Raw genomic sequence first — 16,258 nt, forward strand, 5'->3', positions numbered from 1 at the left:
CCGCCGGCCCGAAGGCAGGGCAGCACCGTACTACTCCACAGGCAACGAAGGATGAACCATGGAAGCCTTCACCACGCACACCGGCCCGGCCGTCCCGCTGCGCCGCAGCAACGTCGACACGGACCAGATCATCCCGGCGCACTGGCTGAAGAAGGTCACCCGCGACGGTTTCGAGGACGGGCTCTTCGAGGCCTGGCGCAAGAACGACGACTTCGTCCTCAACCAGCCGGAGCGGCAGGGCGCAACAGTCCTGGTCGCAGGCCCCGACTTCGGCACCGGCTCCTCCCGTGAGCACGCCGTCTGGGCCCTCCAGAACTACGGTTTCAAGGCCGTCGTCTCCAGCCGCTTCGCCGACATCTTCCGCGGCAACTCGCTCAAGAACGGCCTGCTGACCGTGGTTCTGCCCCAGGAGGCGGTGGACCGCCTGTGGGAGCTGACCGAGGCCGACCCGAAGGCCGAAATCACCGTGGACTTGGAACAGCGCCAGGTCCGCGCGGCAGGCATCACCGTCGATTTCGAGCTGGACGAGAACGCCCGATGGAGGCTGTTGAACGGACTCGACGACATCAGCCTCACCCTTCAGAACGAAGCGGACATCGCGGCCTACGAAGCCTCCAGGCCGGCCTTCAAGCCGCGTACGATCGAGGTCTGAGCAGCGCTTTTCCCGTCCTGCGCCCTCCACCGTCCGGTGGAGGGCGCAGGCGTTTGTTGAGACCCTGTGGGGCGACAACTCGCCCCAGATGGCACAATCGGTGCATGGAAGGTGACAGCCAACTCGAGCTCTACGAGGCAGTCGCCGCCCGATTGAAGGAAGCGCACGCAAGGGTGCGTGCACTGCAAGTCCCGGAGGGCGTAAGGATGGCGCTGTCCCGGAAGCTGCTGGCAGTGACGGCCGCGGCGAAGCACGATCTCGCAGACGCCGCAAGGCGCCTGGACCGGTTGATGAAGGACCTCGATGAAGGTCGTTTCCCCCAAGGTGACTGACCACCCGGCGACTGGGCCGATATGCGGCTCCGCCGCGTGGCCGTGACGGTCGACTTCGTTGCGGCACTAGGGTGATTAGCCCGTTTCGTGTTTGATTTGCGGTATATATCTGCCTAACGTGCGAAAACGCTTGAACAGTTTCGTTCCGGCAATGTCTCCGAAGGGGAAGACGTGAACAAGGCGCAGCTCGTAGAAGCGATTGCCGACAAGATGGGTGGCCGCCAGCAGGCCGCCGATGCTGTCGACGCGGTACTCGACGCGATCGTCCGCGCGGTTGTCGGCGGCGACCGGGTTTCGGTCACGGGCTTCGGCTCGTTCGAGAAGGTCGACCGTCCGGCCCGGTACGCCCGCAACCCGCAGACGGGTGAGCGCGTGCGGGTCAAGAAGACCTCGGTGCCGCGGTTCCGCGCGGGCCAGGGCTTCAAGGACCTGGTCAGCGGCTCGAAGAAGCTCCCCAAGGGCGGCGAAGTCGCCGTCAAGAAGGCGCCGAAGGGCAGCCTCCAGGTCGGCGCCGCGGTGAAGAAGGCGGCGGCGAAGAAGGCCACCGCCAAGAAGGCCGCGGCGAAGAAGGCACCCGCGAAGAAGGTGACCGCGGCGAAGAAGGTCGCGGCGAAGAAGACGCCTGCGAAGAAGGTGACCGCGGCGAAGACGACGGCGGCGACGACCAAGAAGGCCGCGGCCAAGAAGACCGCGCCCGCGAAGAAGGCGGTCGCGAAGAAGGCGCCCGCCAAGAAGGCGACGGCGCGCAAGACCACCGCCAAGAAGACCACCGCCCGCAAGAAGTAAGCAGCGGGGCAGCAAAAGGCCACTCACGCGACGGGCCGGACTCCCTTGGGGGAGCCCGGCCCGCGGCGTTCGTTCGTCATTCCCCGGCCCGGCCGTGGGCCGGACCGCGTCGGACCGGTTTCCCGGCCGGGTCTCACGTGTTCGGGGACGATGCCGGAACGCCCGAGTGATGCACGGTCCGGGCAAGGACACGGCCGAAGCGCCCGCGGCACCCGCTGGCGGCGCTCAGAGCGTCTGCAGCGTCACCAGCGTGATCCGCAGGGCATCGCCCTTGCCCTCGGTCTCGATCCGCACACGCTGCCCCGGCCGCAGCAGTCGCAGCCCGCCGGCGTCGAACGCGGCGGCGTCGAATTCCACGGGCGTGCCGTCGTCGAGCAGCACACTTCCGCTGCGGGTCTCTGAGTCGTACGTGTACGCGGTCGCCTGCATGCCCTGAGCGTAACGGGCACGCCTGCGCGGCTCTGCCGCGGGCGCCCGCGGCGCGGGCCGGGTCACCGGCCCTACACGCCCTCCTCCTGAACCGGCCGCGGCATCGGCAGCGTCGCGCAGCGTGCCGCCGTGCGCGGTCCGACGCCCAGAGCCAGCGCGGCCCGCAGATCGTCGGCGGTGTCGACGTCGTGGCGGACCGAGTCGACGCCGTCCACGGCAATTTCCGCCGCGCCGGAGCGCAAATGCCGGTTTCGGGAACGCCCGCCGAATGCCGGGCGCAATTCCGTGCCCGGCGCGGCCGACAGAAATGTGGTCCCAATTCCCGCGGAGTCCGCGAGGAAAGCCCGCGGAAATTGCGAGGCCACTGCGAGCACCCGGGCCAATTCGGCAGCCCGCAGCGCCGGCAGATCCGCGTTGAGCGCCGCCACCGCGGCGCCCGGACGGTCGGCGCGCACCGCGCCCGCCCCGTGTGCCAGCGCCGCGTTGAGTCCCGCGGCCGGTGTGTCCGGGACGATCCGCGCACCGAGCGCTGCCAGCTCCGCCGATGCCAGCGGATCGTCCGTGACGACCGCCACATTCCGCACCGCGGGACACGAGAGCGCCGCGGCCACCGTGTCCTGGGCGAAGGCCAGGGCGAAGTGCGGGCGCAACGCCCCGCCCGCGGCCGCTGCCAGTCTGCTCTTGGCCAGTGCGAGGGGCTTCAGCGGGACGACCAGTGACCACTGCATCGCAACATTGTCACCCGGCCCCGGCCGGTGGCCACGAGAGACGTGCTCCGGGGCTGGGCGTACGGTGTCCTCGACAGACCAGGGGCCTGGGGCGACACTTGACCCCCAGCAGCCAGGCAGCAGCCAGTGGCAGCCAGGTCCTAGAGGAAGGTGTCCGAGTGTCCCGCCGCAGAATCGGCTTCTGGTACCGCCTGGCGGCGGCCATCGCGAAACCGCCGTTGGTGGTTCTGTTCAAGCGGGACTGGCGAGGAATGGAACACATTCCGGCCGACGGTGGATTCATCACCGCGGTGAATCACAACTCCTATCTGGACCCGCTGTCCTACGCGCACTTCCAGTACAACACGGGACGCGTCCCCCGGTTCCTTGCGAAGGCCGCCCTCTTCAAGGGCTCTTTCGTCGGCATGATGCTCCGCGGCACCCGCCAGATCCCGGTCTACCGCGAGACCACCAACGCACTCGACGCCTTCCGCGCCGCCGTCGACGCCATCGAGCGCGGCGAGTGCGTCGCGTTCTACCCGGAGGGCACGCTGACCCGCGACCCCGAGTTGTGGCCCATGGCGGGCAAGACCGGCGCCGCGCGCGTCGCGCTGCTCACCAAGGCCCCGGTCATCCCGGTCGCCCAGTGGGGCGCCAACCTGGCGATGCCGCCGTACGCCAAGGAGGACAAACTCAGGCTCTTCCCGCGGAAGACCCTGATCGTGCAGGCCGGACCGCCCGTCGACCTCTCCCGGTTCTACGGTCTGGAGCCCACCCCCGACGTGCTGCGCGAGGCCACCGAGGTCATCATGGCCGCGATCACCTCGCTGCTGGAGGACGTACGCGGCGAGAAGGCGCCCGCCGAGCCGCACGACCACCACAGGGCGCGGGCGGAACAGCGGCAGAAGGCCGCGGAGGAGGGCACCAAGTGACTCGTCCCGTCAAGGCCGCCGTGTTCGGCACCGGATCCTGGGGCACGGCCTATTCGATGGTGCTCGCCGACGCCGGCTGCGACGTGACCCTCTGGGGTCGCCGCGCCGATCTCGTCGACGCCGTCAACACCACCCGCACCAACCCGGACTATCTCCCGGGCATCCAGCTCCCCGAGCGGATCCGGGCCACCACCGACCCCGCCGATGCCGCCCGCGACGCCGACTTCACCGTCCTCGTCGTGCCCTCGCAGACCCTGCGCGCCAACCTCGCGGAATGGGCGCCCAAGCTGTCTCCCGACACCGTCCTCGTCTCCCTGATGAAGGGCGTCGAACTCGGCACCGCCAAGCGCATGAGCGAGGTCATCGAGGAGGTCGCCAAGGCCCCCGCCGAGCGCGTCGCCGTCCTCACAGGACCCAATCTCGCCAAGGAGATCGCCGACCGCCAGCCCGCCGCCGCGGTCGTCGCCTGCGCCGACGAGACGGTCGCCCAGCGCCTCCAGTCCGCGTGCATGACCCCGTACTTCCGCGCATACACCAACACTGACGTCGTCGGCTGCGAACTCGGCGGCGCCGTCAAGAACGTCATCGGTCTCGCCGTCGGCATCGCGGACGGCATGGGCCTCGGCGACAACTCCAAGGCCACGCTCATCACCCGCGGCCTGGCCGAGACGACCCGCCTCGGCCTGGCCATGGGCGCCGACCCGATGACCTTCTCCGGCCTGGCGGGACTCGGCGACCTCGTCGCCACGTGCTCGTCGCCGCTCTCCCGGAACCACACCTTCGGCACCAACCTCGGCCGTGGAATGACCCTCCAGGAGACCATCGCCGCCACCAAGCAGACCGCCGAGGGCGTCAAGTCCTGTGAGTCCGTGCTGGATCTGGCCAGGCGGCACGGCGTCGACATGCCGATCACGGAGACGGTGGTCTCGATCGTCCACGAGGGCAAGCCGCCGGTCGTCGCGCTCAAGGAACTGATGTCGCGCAGCGCGAAGCCCGAGCGCCACTAGCGCTCCGTTTCCGGGGGCTCCGCTCCCGCACCGCGCCCTCGTGCCTCAAGCCCCCTGCGCCCCGCGCCCTGCGGCGTAAAGGGACTCCGGCGAGGCCCGTTCCGGGCCTCGCCGGCGCTCGAGGACGGACATCCGGGTCCACTGCCCGGTGCGGTCATTCACCGAACACGCACGGACGGTGCCGCACAGTCCTCGGTTCACGCAGGAGCGGGCGCGCCCCTGGGGCAGGCAGAACGCGCAGGGTAGTCTCGTCGCGATATGAGCGAGAACCCCTCCCACAGCCCCGACCTCGCCTCCGCCGGGGGCGAGGCGCGCCGCAAGCCGCGCGTCGCGGTCGTCTTCGGCGGCCGCAGCTCCGAGCACGCGATCTCCGTCGTGACGGCCGGCGCCGTGCTGCGCTCCATCGACCGCACGAAGTACGACGTGCTGCCCATCGGCATCACGACGGACGGCCGCTGGGCGCTGACCGCCGACGAGCCGGACCGGATGGCCATCGCCGACCGGAAACTGCCGTCCGTCGACGGCCTTGCCGAGTCGAGCGAGGGCGGCGTCGTCCTCTCCGTCGACCCGGCCAACCGCGAGGTGGTCTACAGCGAGCCGGGCTCCGTGCCCAAGGCGCTCGGCGAGGTCGACGTCGTCTTCCCGATGCTGCACGGCCCGTACGGCGAGGACGGCACCCTGCAGGGCCTGCTGGAACTCTCCGGCGTCCCCTACGTCGGCTCGGGCGTCCTCGCCTCGGCCGTCGGCCAGGACAAGGAGTACATGAAGCGGGTCTTCCTCTCCTTCGGACTGCCCGTCGGTCCGTACGTGGTGATCCGGCCCCGTGAGTGGGAGCAGGATCCCTCCGCCGCCCGCAAGAAGATCATCGATTTCGCCGGCGAGCACGGCTGGCCCCTCTTCGTGAAGCCCGCGCGCGCCGGCTCCTCGATCGGCATCACCAAGGTCGACGACCTCTCCGGGCTCGACGACGCCATCGTCGAGGCGCAGCGCCACGACCCCAAGATCCTTGTGGAGTCGCTGCTGCGCGGCCGCGAGATCGAATGCGGAGTGCTGGAGTTCGAGGACGGTCCGCGCGCCAGCGTGCCCGCCGAGATCCCGCCCGTCACCGCGCACGACTTCTACGACTTCGAGGCCAAGTACATCGACTCGGCCACCGGTCTGGTGCCCGCGCCGCTCACCGAGGAGCAGACCGCCGAGGTGCGGCGGCTCGCGGTCGAGGCGTTCGAGGCCGCGTCGTGCGAGGGTCTGGTCCGCGCGGACTTCTTCCTCACCGAGGACGGCGAGTTCGTGATCAACGAGATCAACACCATGCCGGGCTTCACGCCGATCTCCATGTACCCGCGGATGTGGCAGGAGACCGGCGTCGGCTACCCGGAGCTCGTCGACCGCCTCATCCAGGCGGCGCTGCGCCGCTCCACCGGACTGCGCTGAACCGATTCCCCTTCAGGGGGTTTCCGAGAAGAGCGGCGGGACCGTCTTCGTGACCGGTCCCGCCAGCTCCGTCAGCGGGCCGACATCGCCGAACCGCTTCGACAGCGTCACCTCGACATAGGTCCTGCGGTACGTGGTGGTGAACCGTGCGCTGTCCTTGAGCTCCTCGGCGTACCACTCGACACCCTCGACCTCCACCCCGTCCGCGCGCCAATCGGTCAGCCCCGCGGGCCGGGGGACCCCGCAGCGCAGTACGATCGCGGCGTCCCCCCACCCGGCGGTCAGCTCGGAACGCGGCTCGGGGTCCTGGCGGTCCTTACCGGCCACCGACTCGGGCAGCGCCTCGTGCAGGGCACGGCACAGGGCCTTCTCCTCGGGAGGGGGAGAAGGAACCGTGATCGACGCCGGTGCGTCCGTGGAGGAGCAGCCCGAAGCGGCCAGCAGCACGGCGGCCGTGGCAGGCAGAGACAGAAGCCGGCGAGGGAACATCACCGGCCAAGCGTAGACGGGGGCTACAGGTGCACGACCGGGCAGGTCAGCGTTCGCGTGATGCCGTCCACTTGCTGGACCTTGGCGACCACCATGCGGCCCAGATCGTCGACGGTGTCGGCCTGGGCGCGCACGATCACGTCGTAAGGGCCTGTCACGTCCTCGGCCTGGATCACCCCCGGGATCTTGGAGATGGTGTCGGCGACGGTCGACGCCTTGCCCACCTCGGTCTGAATAAGGATGTACGCCTGTACCACGGAACCTCCAGGGCGGCCACGAGGATCATGTGGGGAGAAGAGACGCCACGGTATCGCGTCGCCGCGGGCCACGGGGAGACCTGGGCGCCCCGAGGCGTGCGCAGCGTGGCGTACGAAGCACAGAAGTTGACGGCCTGCTCGGCCTACTCGACGGTACCGACAGCAGTGACGGCTCGCGACCGCAAGCGCACTGGGGCAGAAGGAGCACAGGAATGAAGGGCACCGTGGGCGAACTGGGGGAGTTCGGGCTCATCAGGGAGCTCACCTCCCGGCTCACCTCCACCCCCGCCGTACGGCTCGGACCCGGCGACGACGCCGCGGTCGTGGCCGCCCCCGACCGCAGGGTCGTCGCCAGCACCGACCTCCTGCTGGAGGGAAGGCACTTCCGGCGCGACTGGTCGACCGCGTACGACGTGGGCCGCAAGGCGGCCGCACAGAACCTCGCCGACATCGCCGCCATGGGCGCCGTGCCGACCGCGCTGCTGCTCGGCCTTGTCGTCCCCGCCGATCTGCCCGTCACCTGGGCCACCGAGCTGATGGACGGCATCCGCGACGAATGCCAGGTCGCGGGCGCGGCGGTGGTCGGCGGCGATGTCGTGCGCGGCGACATCATCACCATCGCGATCACAGCACTCGGCGATCTGCGCAACCACGACCCGGTGACCCGCGCCGGCGCCCAGCCCGGCGATGTCGTCGCCTACACCGGCTGGTTGGGCTGGTCCGCCGCCGGACACGCGGTCCTCTCGCGCGGCTTCCGCTCGCCCCGCGCCTTCGTCGAGGCCCACCGCCGCCCCGAACCGCCGTACCACGCGGGGCCCGCCGCGGCCGGGCTCGGCGCGACCGCGATGACCGACGTCAGCGACGGACTCGTCGCCGACCTCGGGCACATCGCCGAGGCCAGCAAGGTCCGCATAGACCTGCGCTCCGGACTCTTTGACATCCCCTCGCAGATGAACGACATCGGCCAGGCCGTCGGCGTCGACCCGCTGCAGTGGGTCCTCAGCGGGGGCGAGGACCACGCGATCGTCGCGACCTTCCCCGCCGATGTGAAGCTGCCCGCCCGCTGGAAGGTGATCGGCGAGGTGCTGAACCCGTCGGCCCTGCCGCAGGTGACGGTGGACGGGGCGCCGTGGACGAACAAGGGCGGCTGGGACCACTTCGGGGAGGGGTCGTGACCTCGGCCCCGCCCCGGGTGCTGACCGTCGCCGGGTCCGACTCCGGCGGTGGCGCCGGCATCCAGGCCGACCTCAAGACCATGCTGGCGCTCGGTGTCCACGGCATGAGCGTGATCACGGCCGTCACGGCGCAGAACTCGCTGGGGGTGCAGGGTGCCTGGGAGCTGCCCGCCGAGGCGGTGCGGGCACAGTTCAGAAGCGTCGTCGACGACATCGGCGTACAGGCGGTGAAGACCGGCATGCTCGCGTCGGCCGAGCTCGTCGAGACCGTCGCCGAGCTGCTGGCCGGGACCGACGCGCCCGTCGTCGTCGACCCGGTCGGCGTCTCCAAGCACGGGGACGCACTGCTCGCCGCCGACGCGCTGGATTCGGTCCGGACGAGACTGCTGCCGGCCGCGACCGTGGCGACCCCGAACCTGGACGAGGTCGCCCAGCTCACGGGCGTACAGGTGAAGACCGAGACCGATCTGCGGTGTGCGGCCGAGGCGGTGCTCGCTTACGGGCCGCGCTGGGCGCTGATCAAGGGCGGGCATCTGGAGGGGGACGCCGTGGATCTGCTCACGGACGGCACCGAGGAGCACTGGCTGCGCGCGCCCCGCCACGACAACCGCCACACGCACGGCACCGGCTGCACCCTCGCCTCCGCGGTCGCGTCCGGTCTGGCGAAGGGGCTGTCCGTCCCCGAGGCGGGACGGGCGGCGAAGGAGTACGTGACCGGTGCCATCGCCGCGGGCTTCGCGCTCGGCGGCGGGATCGGTCCGGTCGACCACGGCTGGCGCCGGCGTTCCTGAGGACGGCGAAAAGCCGGTCCACCGAGGTGGACCGGCTTTCAAGGCAACCGCAGGGGCTGCGCTACGACGAAGCGTCGGCGGGATCATCCCCGCACGAACGCGGGGAGCATCTCTTAGCGCGAGACCTTGCCGGCCTTGATGCACGAGGTGCAGACGTTGAGCCGCTTCGGCGTCCGACCGACCACGGCACGCACGCGCTGGATGTTCGGGTTCCAGCGACGGGACGTACGGCGGTGCGAGTGCGAAATGTTGTTGCCGAAGCCCGGCCCCTTGCCGCAGACGTCGCAGTTGGCAGCCACGGGTCACTCCAAAGACTTCAGATGCACTTACAGTGAAATCCGGCGTGCCGGAATCAGTGATCTGAAGTGGCCTGCCGGGGGATACGGCCCGATTTTCATCGGGCAACCGGAGCAGCATACAACGGCTGGCTCCGAGACACGAAACTACCATGGCTTCCCCCGCCCCCGCCCCGGCCGCAGGTCAGGCCCGGGTCTACGCTGCGGTGCAGCGCAGCACCACGAGGAGGACATCAGTTGCCGCAGACTCTCGATGCCCTCGCGGTACGTACATGGTGCTCACTCGCGCTGGAGGCGCTGGGCCGGGAACGCGAGGAGATCGACGCGATCAACGTCTATCCGGTCGCGGACGGAGACACCGGCACGAATCTCTATCTGACCGTGGAGTCGGCCGCCCGGGCCGTCGAGGCGGTCTTCGCGGCGTACGAGACCGGCTCGGCGGCCCCCGTGCTGGCCGATGCGATGGGGGCCATGGCGCACGGGGCGCTGATCGGGGCGCGAGGCAACTCGGGAACGATCCTGGCGCAGCTCCTGCGGGGCATGGCCGAGGTGCTCGTGGAGCGCGACGGCAGGGCCGCGGGTGCGCTGCGCCGGGCCGCGGAGTCCGCGCGCGAGGCGGTGGCGCATCCGGTGGAGGGCACGATCCTGAGCGTCGCGTCGGCGGCGGCGGACGCGGCGGACGCGGCGGTCTCCGACGGTGACGCGGCGGCGGTGAAGGCGGCGTACGCATGCGCCTGCCGGGCACTCGAGAACACACCGGGGCAGCTGGAGGTGCTGGGCCGGGCAGGCGTCGTGGACGCGGGCGGCCAGGGTCTGGTGGCGGTGCTCGGCGCCCTTGTCGAGGCGATGACGGGGGAGACACCGGCGGCACGGCCCACGGGACGGCCCCACCCGGCGGTCGCGGCTGCCGTCGAACCGTGTGCCGACGGAGGGCTCGCCTTCGAGGTGATCTACCTCCTGGAGGCGGACGATACGGCCGTGACCCGGCTCAAGGCCCGCCTCGACGGGCTGGGCGACTCGCTCGTCGTGGTCGGCGGCGACGGGCTGTGGAACGTCCATGTGCACGTGGACGACGCGGGCGCGGCGGTCGAGGCGGGCGTCGAGGCCGGACGGCCGTACCGGATCCGTATCACCCACTTCGCCGCGGCCGACCACGCCGAGCGGCGCGAGCCGGTGCAGCGGGCCGTCGTCGCCGTGGTCCGCGGCGAAGGGCTGGCCGGCCTCTGCGAGACGGCGGGGGCGACGACGGTGCTCGCGCGGCCCGGGGAGCCCCCGGCGAGCGGCGAACTCGTCGAGGCGATCCGGCGGGCGCACGCGCGCGAGGTCGTGCTCCTGCCGAACGACGCGGAGCTGCGGCACACGGCGGCGGCAGCCGCGGAGCAGGCCCGCGCCGAGGGCGTAAGGGTCGCCCTCATCCCGACCCGCTCCGCGGTCCAGGGCATCGCGGCGCTCGCGGTCCACGAACCCGACCGCCGCTTCGACGAGGACGTCGTCGCGATGACCTCGGCGGCCGGCGCGACCCGCTACGGCGAACTGGCCGTCGCCGAGCGGCAGTCCTTCACGTCGGCGGGGGTCTGTCAGGCCGGGGACGTGCTGGGCCTGATCGACGGCGATGTGGCGGTGATCGGCGCGGACCTCGCGGAGACGGCGGAGAACGTCCTGGACCGCATGCTCTCCGCGGGCGGTGAACTGGTCACCCTCGTCCTTCCCGAAGACGCCCCCGCCGACCTGGCGGAGCGCCTCGAGACCCATGTGACGCGCGGCCACCTGGCGGTTGACACGGTGGTCCACCACGGGGGGCGGGGGGCGCCGCTCCTGATCGGCGTGGAGTAGGGGGCGTTGCCCCCACCATCCGACGGCCCGCAGGGGCGGGGTTTTGGGGCGGGGTGTGCCTGTCCCGGCACCGACGTGTGGGCCGGCACCGACGTGTGGGCCGGTCACACGTGTGGGCCGGCACCGACGTGTGGGCCGGCACCGGGCGGTGTGCCCGGCACCGGGCACACCCGGTCAGGCCACGTACTCCAGGACCGCCGTCGCCTCCGCCCGCCGTGCGTCCGCCGTGTCGCCCGTGGCGTCGGCGTACGTCGCCAGCACCGACTCCGCACGCCGCGTCGCCCCGGGCTTGTCGCCCAGATCGGCCTCCAGCCACGCGGCCATCAGCTCCGCCGCGGTACGCAGGTCCGTGAAGTCCTCGCCCGCCTTCATGAAGCCGGAGACGGCCTTCTCGACGTACGGCAGAGCCTCCCCGTACGTCGCCCCGTCCGGGCCCTGGTCCGCGATCAGCTCGCCCGTCTGCCGATGGGTGTCGGCGAGCTCCGCGCACAGCCGGGCGCGGGCCGCCGGGTCCTCTGCCGCCGGGAGCGCCCGCTCGCACTCCTCCGCCGCGGCCGCCATGAAGGCACGGGCCGCCTCCGGTCCCGCCTGACCCTCGCGGACCGCGATCCACGCCCGCACCCGCAGCGCCCGCACGGCCCCGTGCACGTCGCCCAGGTCGCGCCAGAGCGCGCATGCACGCTCGTACGCGCGGTCGGCCTCCGCATTGAGCCCGGCCCGGTACAGCGCCTGGCCCGCGAGGTTGGCGAGCATCGCGTGGTCGTCCTGCGCGGGCCAGCGACGGGCGATGTCGGCCGCCTTGAGCCAGTGCTCGGCCGCCCCTCGCGGTTCCCCGAGCTCGGTCAGGGCGTCGCCGAGCCACCACAGGGTCTGGACGACCATGCCGTCGCCGTGGTCGTCCACGGTGAGTTCGGGGAGCACCCCCTCCAGGACGGCCGCCGCTTCCGCGGCCCGCCCGGCCCGCAGCAGCGAACCACCCAGCTGGTGCCGCGCGTACGCGCCGACGTCCGCGCTCTCCCCGGCCTCGTCGGCCCAGTGCCCGGCCTCCAGGGCGTGCTCCACGGCTTCCTCGAACCGGCCCGTACCGACGAGGATTTCGGTGAGGTGGAGGTGCAGCCGGGCGCTCCCGGAGGCCTCGAGGTACGAGGCGCCGTGCTCCAGTGCCGACCGGGCGGCCCGCTCCGCGGTCTCGACGTCGCCGAGATGACGGGCCATGGGCACGAGGCGGGCCTCGGGCGAGGCCGCGTACCAGGGCAGCCCGGCCTCGTGGAAGAGGGAGGCCGCGGCGGTGTACAGCTCGGCGGCGGCCGAGGCGTCGCCGCTGTGGGCGGCGAGGTCGCCCCGTACGCACATGGCGTCGGCGACCCGGTCCATGACGAGCGGGTCCGCGCGGTGCGGTGCGGCGAAGTCGAGGAGTTCGGCCACGGCCGCCTCCGGCGCCGCAGCCTGCCCGGGCGCCTCGGTGTCGTCCTCGTCGTGCACTCGGAGCAGATGGACACGGACCCGGCAGAGCAGCGCCCCGGCCGCCTGGCGCGTGCTCGCCTCTCCCTCGGCGTGCAGCGCGAGCGCCCGGGCGACGGCCTCGTCCGCGGCCACGACGGCCGCCTCCGCGTCGCCGCCCAGTGCGAGCGCGAGCGCACCACGGGCCCGTGCCGCCGCCGCCTCACCGGGATCGCCCGCGGCCTCGTACCGCTCGGCGGCGGACCGGAACAGCCGGACGGCGTCCGCGGCGTCGGTCGTACGGGCCATGGCACGGTGGTCGTCGACCTCGGCGAGCGCCAGGTCGTCCAGCACCGTGTCACCCGCGGCCTCGGCGACGGCCGCCCATGCGCGGCCGGCGTCGGGGTGCCGTGCCTCCGACAGCCGCCGCGCCTCGGCGAGGAGCTCGTCCACGCCGGCCCGTTCCGGGGCGGCCGAGGACACGGGCGCCTTCGCGGGGGCGGTGGGCGCCGACCGGGCCGACCGCATCCCCAGGGGCAGCCGCTCGACCAGGGGCTGCTGCGCAAGCCGCTCCCGTACGAGGGCGCTGACCGCGTCCGTGCCGTTGCGGGCGTCGAAGCGCGCGGCGATCGCGAGCGCCTCCCCGCGTGCGTACTCCGCGAGCGTTCGGGCCGTCCAGGACGTCCCGGCGGGACCCGGCACCGTCCGATCGCCGTGCCCGAGGTCCACGAGGCGGTCCATCAGCATCGCGGTGACGGCGAGATGGTCCATCAGGGAATCGGGGTTGCCGCTGTCCGTGAAGTACGCCGGCCGGTCCGAGAGGATCTCCAGTCCCCGTGCCTCGTTGCCGGTCAGCGTGCAGAACTCGACGTGCATGGCGACCCAGCCGCGCATGCTCTCCATGGGGCGGAGCATGCGATGGCCCCGCAGATGGTGGGCGCGTGCCTCGTCCGCGCGGCCGAGCCGCAGCAGCGGCAGCAGGGAGGCGGCGAGCACGGCGTGCGGCTCGTGCGCGCACGTGTACCGGCCGTCCAGGACCGGGCGCCACAGCTCCAGCGCCTGCTCGTCCCGGCCCAGCCGGGCCTGCCAGGAACCCTGGTCGTGCAGCTCGCACGCGTGGCAGTCGGCCATCCGGTCCCGGTCGGCCGCGAGCCACGCCGCGTACGCCCGCTCGGCGCGTTCCCGGTCGCCGATGTGCCGGGCGAGACAGAACTCGCCCTGTCGAACGGCCCGTTCGGAGTGGCCGGCCAGCCGGTAGCGGTGTTCCATCTCGCCGAGCCACTTCTCCATGGAGGCGACCGGGACGTGCGGCTGGTCGAGCATGTCCGTGGAGACCCACTTGAAGTACCAGTGCAGCGAGTGGGCAGCCTGCTCGTCGAACTCCCCGGGCTGCTCGTCCCACAGCCGCAGCAGCCGGGCGAACGGCACGAACAGCTTGTCCCGCTCCGAGCTGTAGTTGTACGCCTGGAGGAGGTGCGAGAGGGCCTCGATGAGCAGCGGTGTGTCGCCCGTCTGCTCCACCTCGGCGAGCAGGCGCTCCGCGCGGGCGTTGCGTGCGGCGCCCTCCGGCGCCCGGTGGTTGTCGTGCAGCGCCTGCCGTATCGCGGCGATGTCCTGGCTCACCGGCTCTCCTCCTCCGGGTCGGCCTCGTGGTGGGTGGCCCATTCGAGCAGGCCGATGAACGCGCGGTTGAGCAGGGCCGAGTCGGCGGGGCGCAGCGGCCGCTGCGCCATGAGCAGGGCCTGCCCGTAGAGCGACTCGACGGCCGTGCCCGCGAGCTCCGGGTCGTCGAGGGCGCTGATCCGGCGGATCAGCGGGTTCAGGTGGTTGAGGACGAGACGGGCCCGCGGCGCGCTGCCGCGCAGCGAGCCGAGGATGCCCGCCCACAGGTCGTCCGCCTGCTCCTCGGCCTCCGCGCGGGCCTGCTCATGGCGGGCCGCCCGGTCGTCGAGGTGCAGCGCGGGCACGGTCAGGGGGTGGAAGGAACGCAGGGACACATCACAGCCGAGGGGATCCAGCGTGGCACGGGCCACTGACAGGAAGCCCGCGAGCGCCAGTTCTCCGGCCGGATCGACCGCGTCGAGATGCGCGGTGACCGTGTCCGCGTCGAGTTCGGTGACCGCCGTTCCCGGGCGGACCGAGGGGAGCCGTTCGACGAGCTCGGAGTCGTAGGTGTAGCCGCCGTTGACCACGCCGATGCCCTGGGCGGACGCGATGGGGGCGACCTGCCGGTACTCCTCGACGGTGCGCGTGAAGTGCACCACCGGGTGCCGCTGGGCGAACTCCTCCAGCGAGAGACGGCCGTCGGTCGTCTCGAACGGCAGCCACGGCAGCATCGTGCGCAGCATGTCGTCGTCGTGCCGGGCCAGCGACTTCACGCCCAGGTGGTGCACGGACAGGAACTGCGCGAGCCGTTCGGGATCGCCGGCGGCAAGCCCGGTGAGCCACTCTCGCATACGGGCCCCGAGCGCGTCCCGTACGGCGGCGAGAGTCTCGTCCGCGTACAGCGACTCGCGCGAGGCCGTGGGCCGCAGGCTGTCGGTGTCCAGCACGCAGCGTACGAAGAAGGCCCAGTCGGGCAGGAGTTCGTCCGCGCGGTCGGTGAGCAGCATCCCCTTGAGGTGCACGCGGTGTCCCGCACGCTGCGCCGGACTCACTGCCGAAGGCAGTACGTAGGCGACGCCCCGGACGCCCGCGAGCGGCAGATCCAGGTCGATCGAGTCGAGCGGAGTGAACCCGAAGAGATCGTGGCAGTGGCGGGCGAGCGCGACGCGGCGAGCTGCAGGGCTCGGATACCGGCGGTCCCACGGCGCCGGCAGATCGGTCACGGGTTCGTCGCCGACCCGGACGTCGTACGGCAGCAGGGACCCGAAGTCCCGTGCGAGCGCACGCACCCGGTCCTCGGTCAGCCAATCGCCGCTGCCGGGACGGGCGGTGAGGTGCACGGTCGTCCCGGGCTCGGTACGGGCGCCGTCCGGGAGCGTGCGCACGGTGTACGAACCGTCGTCCCGCGCCGCCCACTCGACGGGCAGCGCGTCCGGCGTACGCGCGGATCGGCTGACCACCCGTATCTCCGCGGCGACGACGAAACAGGCGAGCAGCCCGATTCCGAACTGGCCCAGGAACTCGGCCCGCGCCGACTCCAGGCCGCCGTCCCGCTTCGAACTGCGGCCGATCGTGGCGAGCAGGCTGTGTACATCCGCCTCGGTCAGCCCGATGCCGCTGTCCTCGACGCGCAGCGCGCCGCCCTCGGCGTACAGCCGTACCAGGGCGGGCGCGTCCGGCTGGAGGGAGCGGCGTGCGGTGATGGCGTCCACGGCGTTCTGCAGCAGCTCGCGCAGATAGACCTTGGGGCTGGAGTAGAGGTGATGGGAGAGGAGGTCCACCAGGCCGCGCAGATCGACCTGGAAGGTGTGAGGAGTGGTCTCGGACGTATCGGAAGTCTCAGAGGTCTCAGCAGTCATCGTCGCTGCGCCGGTGGGGGGACGAGCGGCGGCGCGGGTCGGGCGATCCCGTTACGTCGGTGATCGCGGCGTGGGAATGCGGGGGAGGCCGCGCCATCCTAGGGCCGCGGCACCGTTGTGACCAGCGGATATCGATCGGTGCGCGACGGTTGTCGGTGCGGTGGTGTGCAATGGATGCCGTGTCCGCGCTCAATGAACCACTGAAGAGGACGACGCGTTGTGCTGGGTGAGTCGCTG

Annotated in this window: 16 protein-coding genes; 9 read left to right on the plus strand and 7 right to left on the minus strand. The window is 71.8% G+C overall.

All coding sequences use genetic code 11. The annotated features are described in order from the left end of the window. Window positions 1–58: 58 nt before the first annotated feature. The 3 genes from leuD (at window position 59) to ABT078_RS03885 (ending at window position 1,770) form a co-directional block, all read left to right on the plus strand. Window positions 59–652 (plus strand): 3-isopropylmalate dehydratase small subunit, encoded by a 594-nt coding sequence (gene leuD, locus ABT078_RS03875; protein ID WP_351223458.1) that lies wholly within the window; start codon window positions 59–61, stop codon window positions 650–652. A gap of 104 nt (window positions 653–756) precedes the next feature. Beyond that, the gene (locus tag ABT078_RS03880; RefSeq protein ID WP_351223460.1) at window positions 757–984 is read left to right on the plus strand and encodes an SCO5555 family protein; all 228 of its coding nucleotides are present in this window, start codon (window positions 757–759) and stop codon (window positions 982–984) included. Between the two features lie 171 nt (window positions 985–1,155). Then, complete coding sequence (locus tag ABT078_RS03885) at window positions 1,156–1,770, plus strand: HU family DNA-binding protein (RefSeq protein ID WP_351223462.1); 615 nt, start codon at window positions 1,156–1,158, stop codon at window positions 1,768–1,770. A gap of 225 nt (window positions 1,771–1,995) precedes the next feature. Here the strand turns inward: ABT078_RS03885 and ABT078_RS03890 are convergent, their stop codons facing one another. Then, window positions 1,996–2,199 carry a hypothetical protein gene (locus ABT078_RS03890; protein WP_351223464.1) on the minus strand — a complete coding sequence of 68 codons (204 nt, stop codon included), beginning with the start codon at window positions 2,197–2,199 and terminating at the stop codon, window positions 1,996–1,998. Between the two features lie 71 nt (window positions 2,200–2,270). Beyond that, window positions 2,271–2,927 (minus strand): 2-phospho-L-lactate guanylyltransferase, encoded by a 657-nt coding sequence (cofC, locus tag ABT078_RS03895; RefSeq protein ID WP_351223466.1) that lies wholly within the window; start codon window positions 2,925–2,927, stop codon window positions 2,271–2,273. Between the two features lie 158 nt (window positions 2,928–3,085). On the opposite strand from cofC, the gene ABT078_RS03900 reads away from it, so the two are divergent. From ABT078_RS03900 to ABT078_RS03910, 3 genes are all read left to right on the plus strand, one after another. Then, the gene (locus ABT078_RS03900; RefSeq protein WP_351223468.1) at window positions 3,086–3,838 is read left to right on the plus strand and encodes a lysophospholipid acyltransferase family protein; all 753 of its coding nucleotides are present in this window, start codon (window positions 3,086–3,088) and stop codon (window positions 3,836–3,838) included. After that, complete coding sequence (locus ABT078_RS03905) at window positions 3,835–4,845, plus strand: NAD(P)H-dependent glycerol-3-phosphate dehydrogenase (RefSeq protein ID WP_351223470.1); 1,011 nt, start codon at window positions 3,835–3,837, stop codon at window positions 4,843–4,845. Before ABT078_RS03900 ends, ABT078_RS03905 begins: the two co-directional genes overlap by 4 nt. A gap of 258 nt (window positions 4,846–5,103) precedes the next feature. Next, window positions 5,104–6,276 (plus strand): D-alanine--D-alanine ligase family protein, encoded by a 1,173-nt coding sequence (locus ABT078_RS03910; protein WP_351223472.1) that lies wholly within the window; start codon window positions 5,104–5,106, stop codon window positions 6,274–6,276. Window positions 6,277–6,288: 12 nt separating this feature from the next. Here the strand turns inward: ABT078_RS03910 and ABT078_RS03915 are convergent, their stop codons facing one another. Continuing rightward, the gene (locus ABT078_RS03915; RefSeq protein WP_351223748.1) at window positions 6,289–6,765 is read right to left on the minus strand and encodes a DUF3515 domain-containing protein; all 477 of its coding nucleotides are present in this window, start codon (window positions 6,763–6,765) and stop codon (window positions 6,289–6,291) included. Between the two features lie 23 nt (window positions 6,766–6,788). After that, window positions 6,789–7,022: an Lrp/AsnC family transcriptional regulator gene (locus tag ABT078_RS03920; protein WP_019068732.1), complete on the minus strand. Its 234-nt coding sequence runs from the start codon at window positions 7,020–7,022 to the stop codon at window positions 6,789–6,791. A gap of 212 nt (window positions 7,023–7,234) precedes the next feature. Between ABT078_RS03920 and ABT078_RS03925 the strand changes: the two genes are divergently transcribed. Both ABT078_RS03925 and thiD read left to right on the plus strand, forming a co-directional pair. Further along, window positions 7,235–8,197, plus strand: coding sequence for a thiamine-phosphate kinase (locus ABT078_RS03925; RefSeq protein ID WP_351223475.1), 963 nt, complete (start codon window positions 7,235–7,237; stop codon window positions 8,195–8,197). Beyond that, the gene (gene thiD / locus ABT078_RS03930) at window positions 8,194–8,988 is read left to right on the plus strand and encodes a bifunctional hydroxymethylpyrimidine kinase/phosphomethylpyrimidine kinase (RefSeq protein ID WP_351223477.1); all 795 of its coding nucleotides are present in this window, start codon (window positions 8,194–8,196) and stop codon (window positions 8,986–8,988) included. Before ABT078_RS03925 ends, thiD begins: the two co-directional genes overlap by 4 nt. A 113-nt stretch (window positions 8,989–9,101) precedes the next feature. Here the strand turns inward: thiD and rpmB are convergent, their stop codons facing one another. Beyond that, entirely contained in the window at window positions 9,102–9,287 is a 186-nt protein-coding gene (rpmB, locus tag ABT078_RS03935) for a 50S ribosomal protein L28 (protein ID WP_003957616.1), read from the minus strand. Between the two features lie 234 nt (window positions 9,288–9,521). Here rpmB and ABT078_RS03940 point away from each other — a divergent pair, with 234 nt between their 5' ends. Beyond that, entirely contained in the window at window positions 9,522–11,117 is a 1,596-nt protein-coding gene (locus ABT078_RS03940) for a DAK2 domain-containing protein (protein ID WP_351223479.1), read from the plus strand. 174 nt (window positions 11,118–11,291) lie between these two features. Here the strand turns inward: ABT078_RS03940 and ABT078_RS03945 are convergent, their stop codons facing one another. After that, window positions 11,292–14,222 (minus strand): tetratricopeptide repeat protein, encoded by a 2,931-nt coding sequence (locus ABT078_RS03945; RefSeq protein WP_351223481.1) that lies wholly within the window; start codon window positions 14,220–14,222, stop codon window positions 11,292–11,294. Then, on the minus strand, window positions 14,177–16,021 hold the full coding sequence (locus ABT078_RS03950) for an HSP90 family protein (RefSeq protein WP_351223483.1): 1,845 nt from the start codon (window positions 16,019–16,021) through the stop codon (window positions 14,177–14,179). The genes ABT078_RS03945 and ABT078_RS03950 overlap by 46 nt, the downstream gene beginning before the upstream one ends. Between the last annotated feature and the right edge of the window lie 237 nt (window positions 16,022–16,258).

Source organism: Streptomyces sp. NPDC002133 (assembly GCF_040296405.1).
Classification (GTDB): domain Bacteria; phylum Actinomycetota; class Actinomycetes; order Streptomycetales; family Streptomycetaceae; genus Streptomyces.

Excerpts from the sequence above, each read along its gene's own strand:
- leuD (WP_351223458.1), top strand. The coding sequence starts at position 59 with ATGGAAGCCTTCACCACGCACACCGGCCCGGCCGTCCCGCTGCGCCGC.
- ABT078_RS03880 (WP_351223460.1), top strand. The coding sequence starts at position 757 with ATGGAAGGTGACAGCCAACTCGAGCTCTACGAGGCAGTCGCCGCCCGA.
- ABT078_RS03890 (WP_351223464.1), bottom strand. The coding sequence starts at position 2,199 with ATGCAGGCGACCGCGTACACGTACGACTCAGAGACCCGCAGCGGAAGT.
- cofC (WP_351223466.1), bottom strand. The coding sequence starts at position 2,927 with ATGCAGTGGTCACTGGTCGTCCCGCTGAAGCCCCTCGCACTGGCCAAG.
- ABT078_RS03910 (WP_351223472.1), top strand. The coding sequence starts at position 5,104 with ATGAGCGAGAACCCCTCCCACAGCCCCGACCTCGCCTCCGCCGGGGGC.
- ABT078_RS03915 (WP_351223748.1), bottom strand. The coding sequence starts at position 6,765 with ATGTTCCCTCGCCGGCTTCTGTCTCTGCCTGCCACGGCCGCCGTGCTG.
- ABT078_RS03925 (WP_351223475.1), top strand. The coding sequence starts at position 7,235 with ATGAAGGGCACCGTGGGCGAACTGGGGGAGTTCGGGCTCATCAGGGAG.
- ABT078_RS03945 (WP_351223481.1), bottom strand. The coding sequence starts at position 14,222 with ATGGGCCACCCACCACGAGGCCGACCCGGAGGAGGAGAGCCGGTGAGC.
- ABT078_RS03950 (WP_351223483.1), bottom strand. The coding sequence starts at position 16,021 with ATGACTGCTGAGACCTCTGAGACTTCCGATACGTCCGAGACCACTCCT.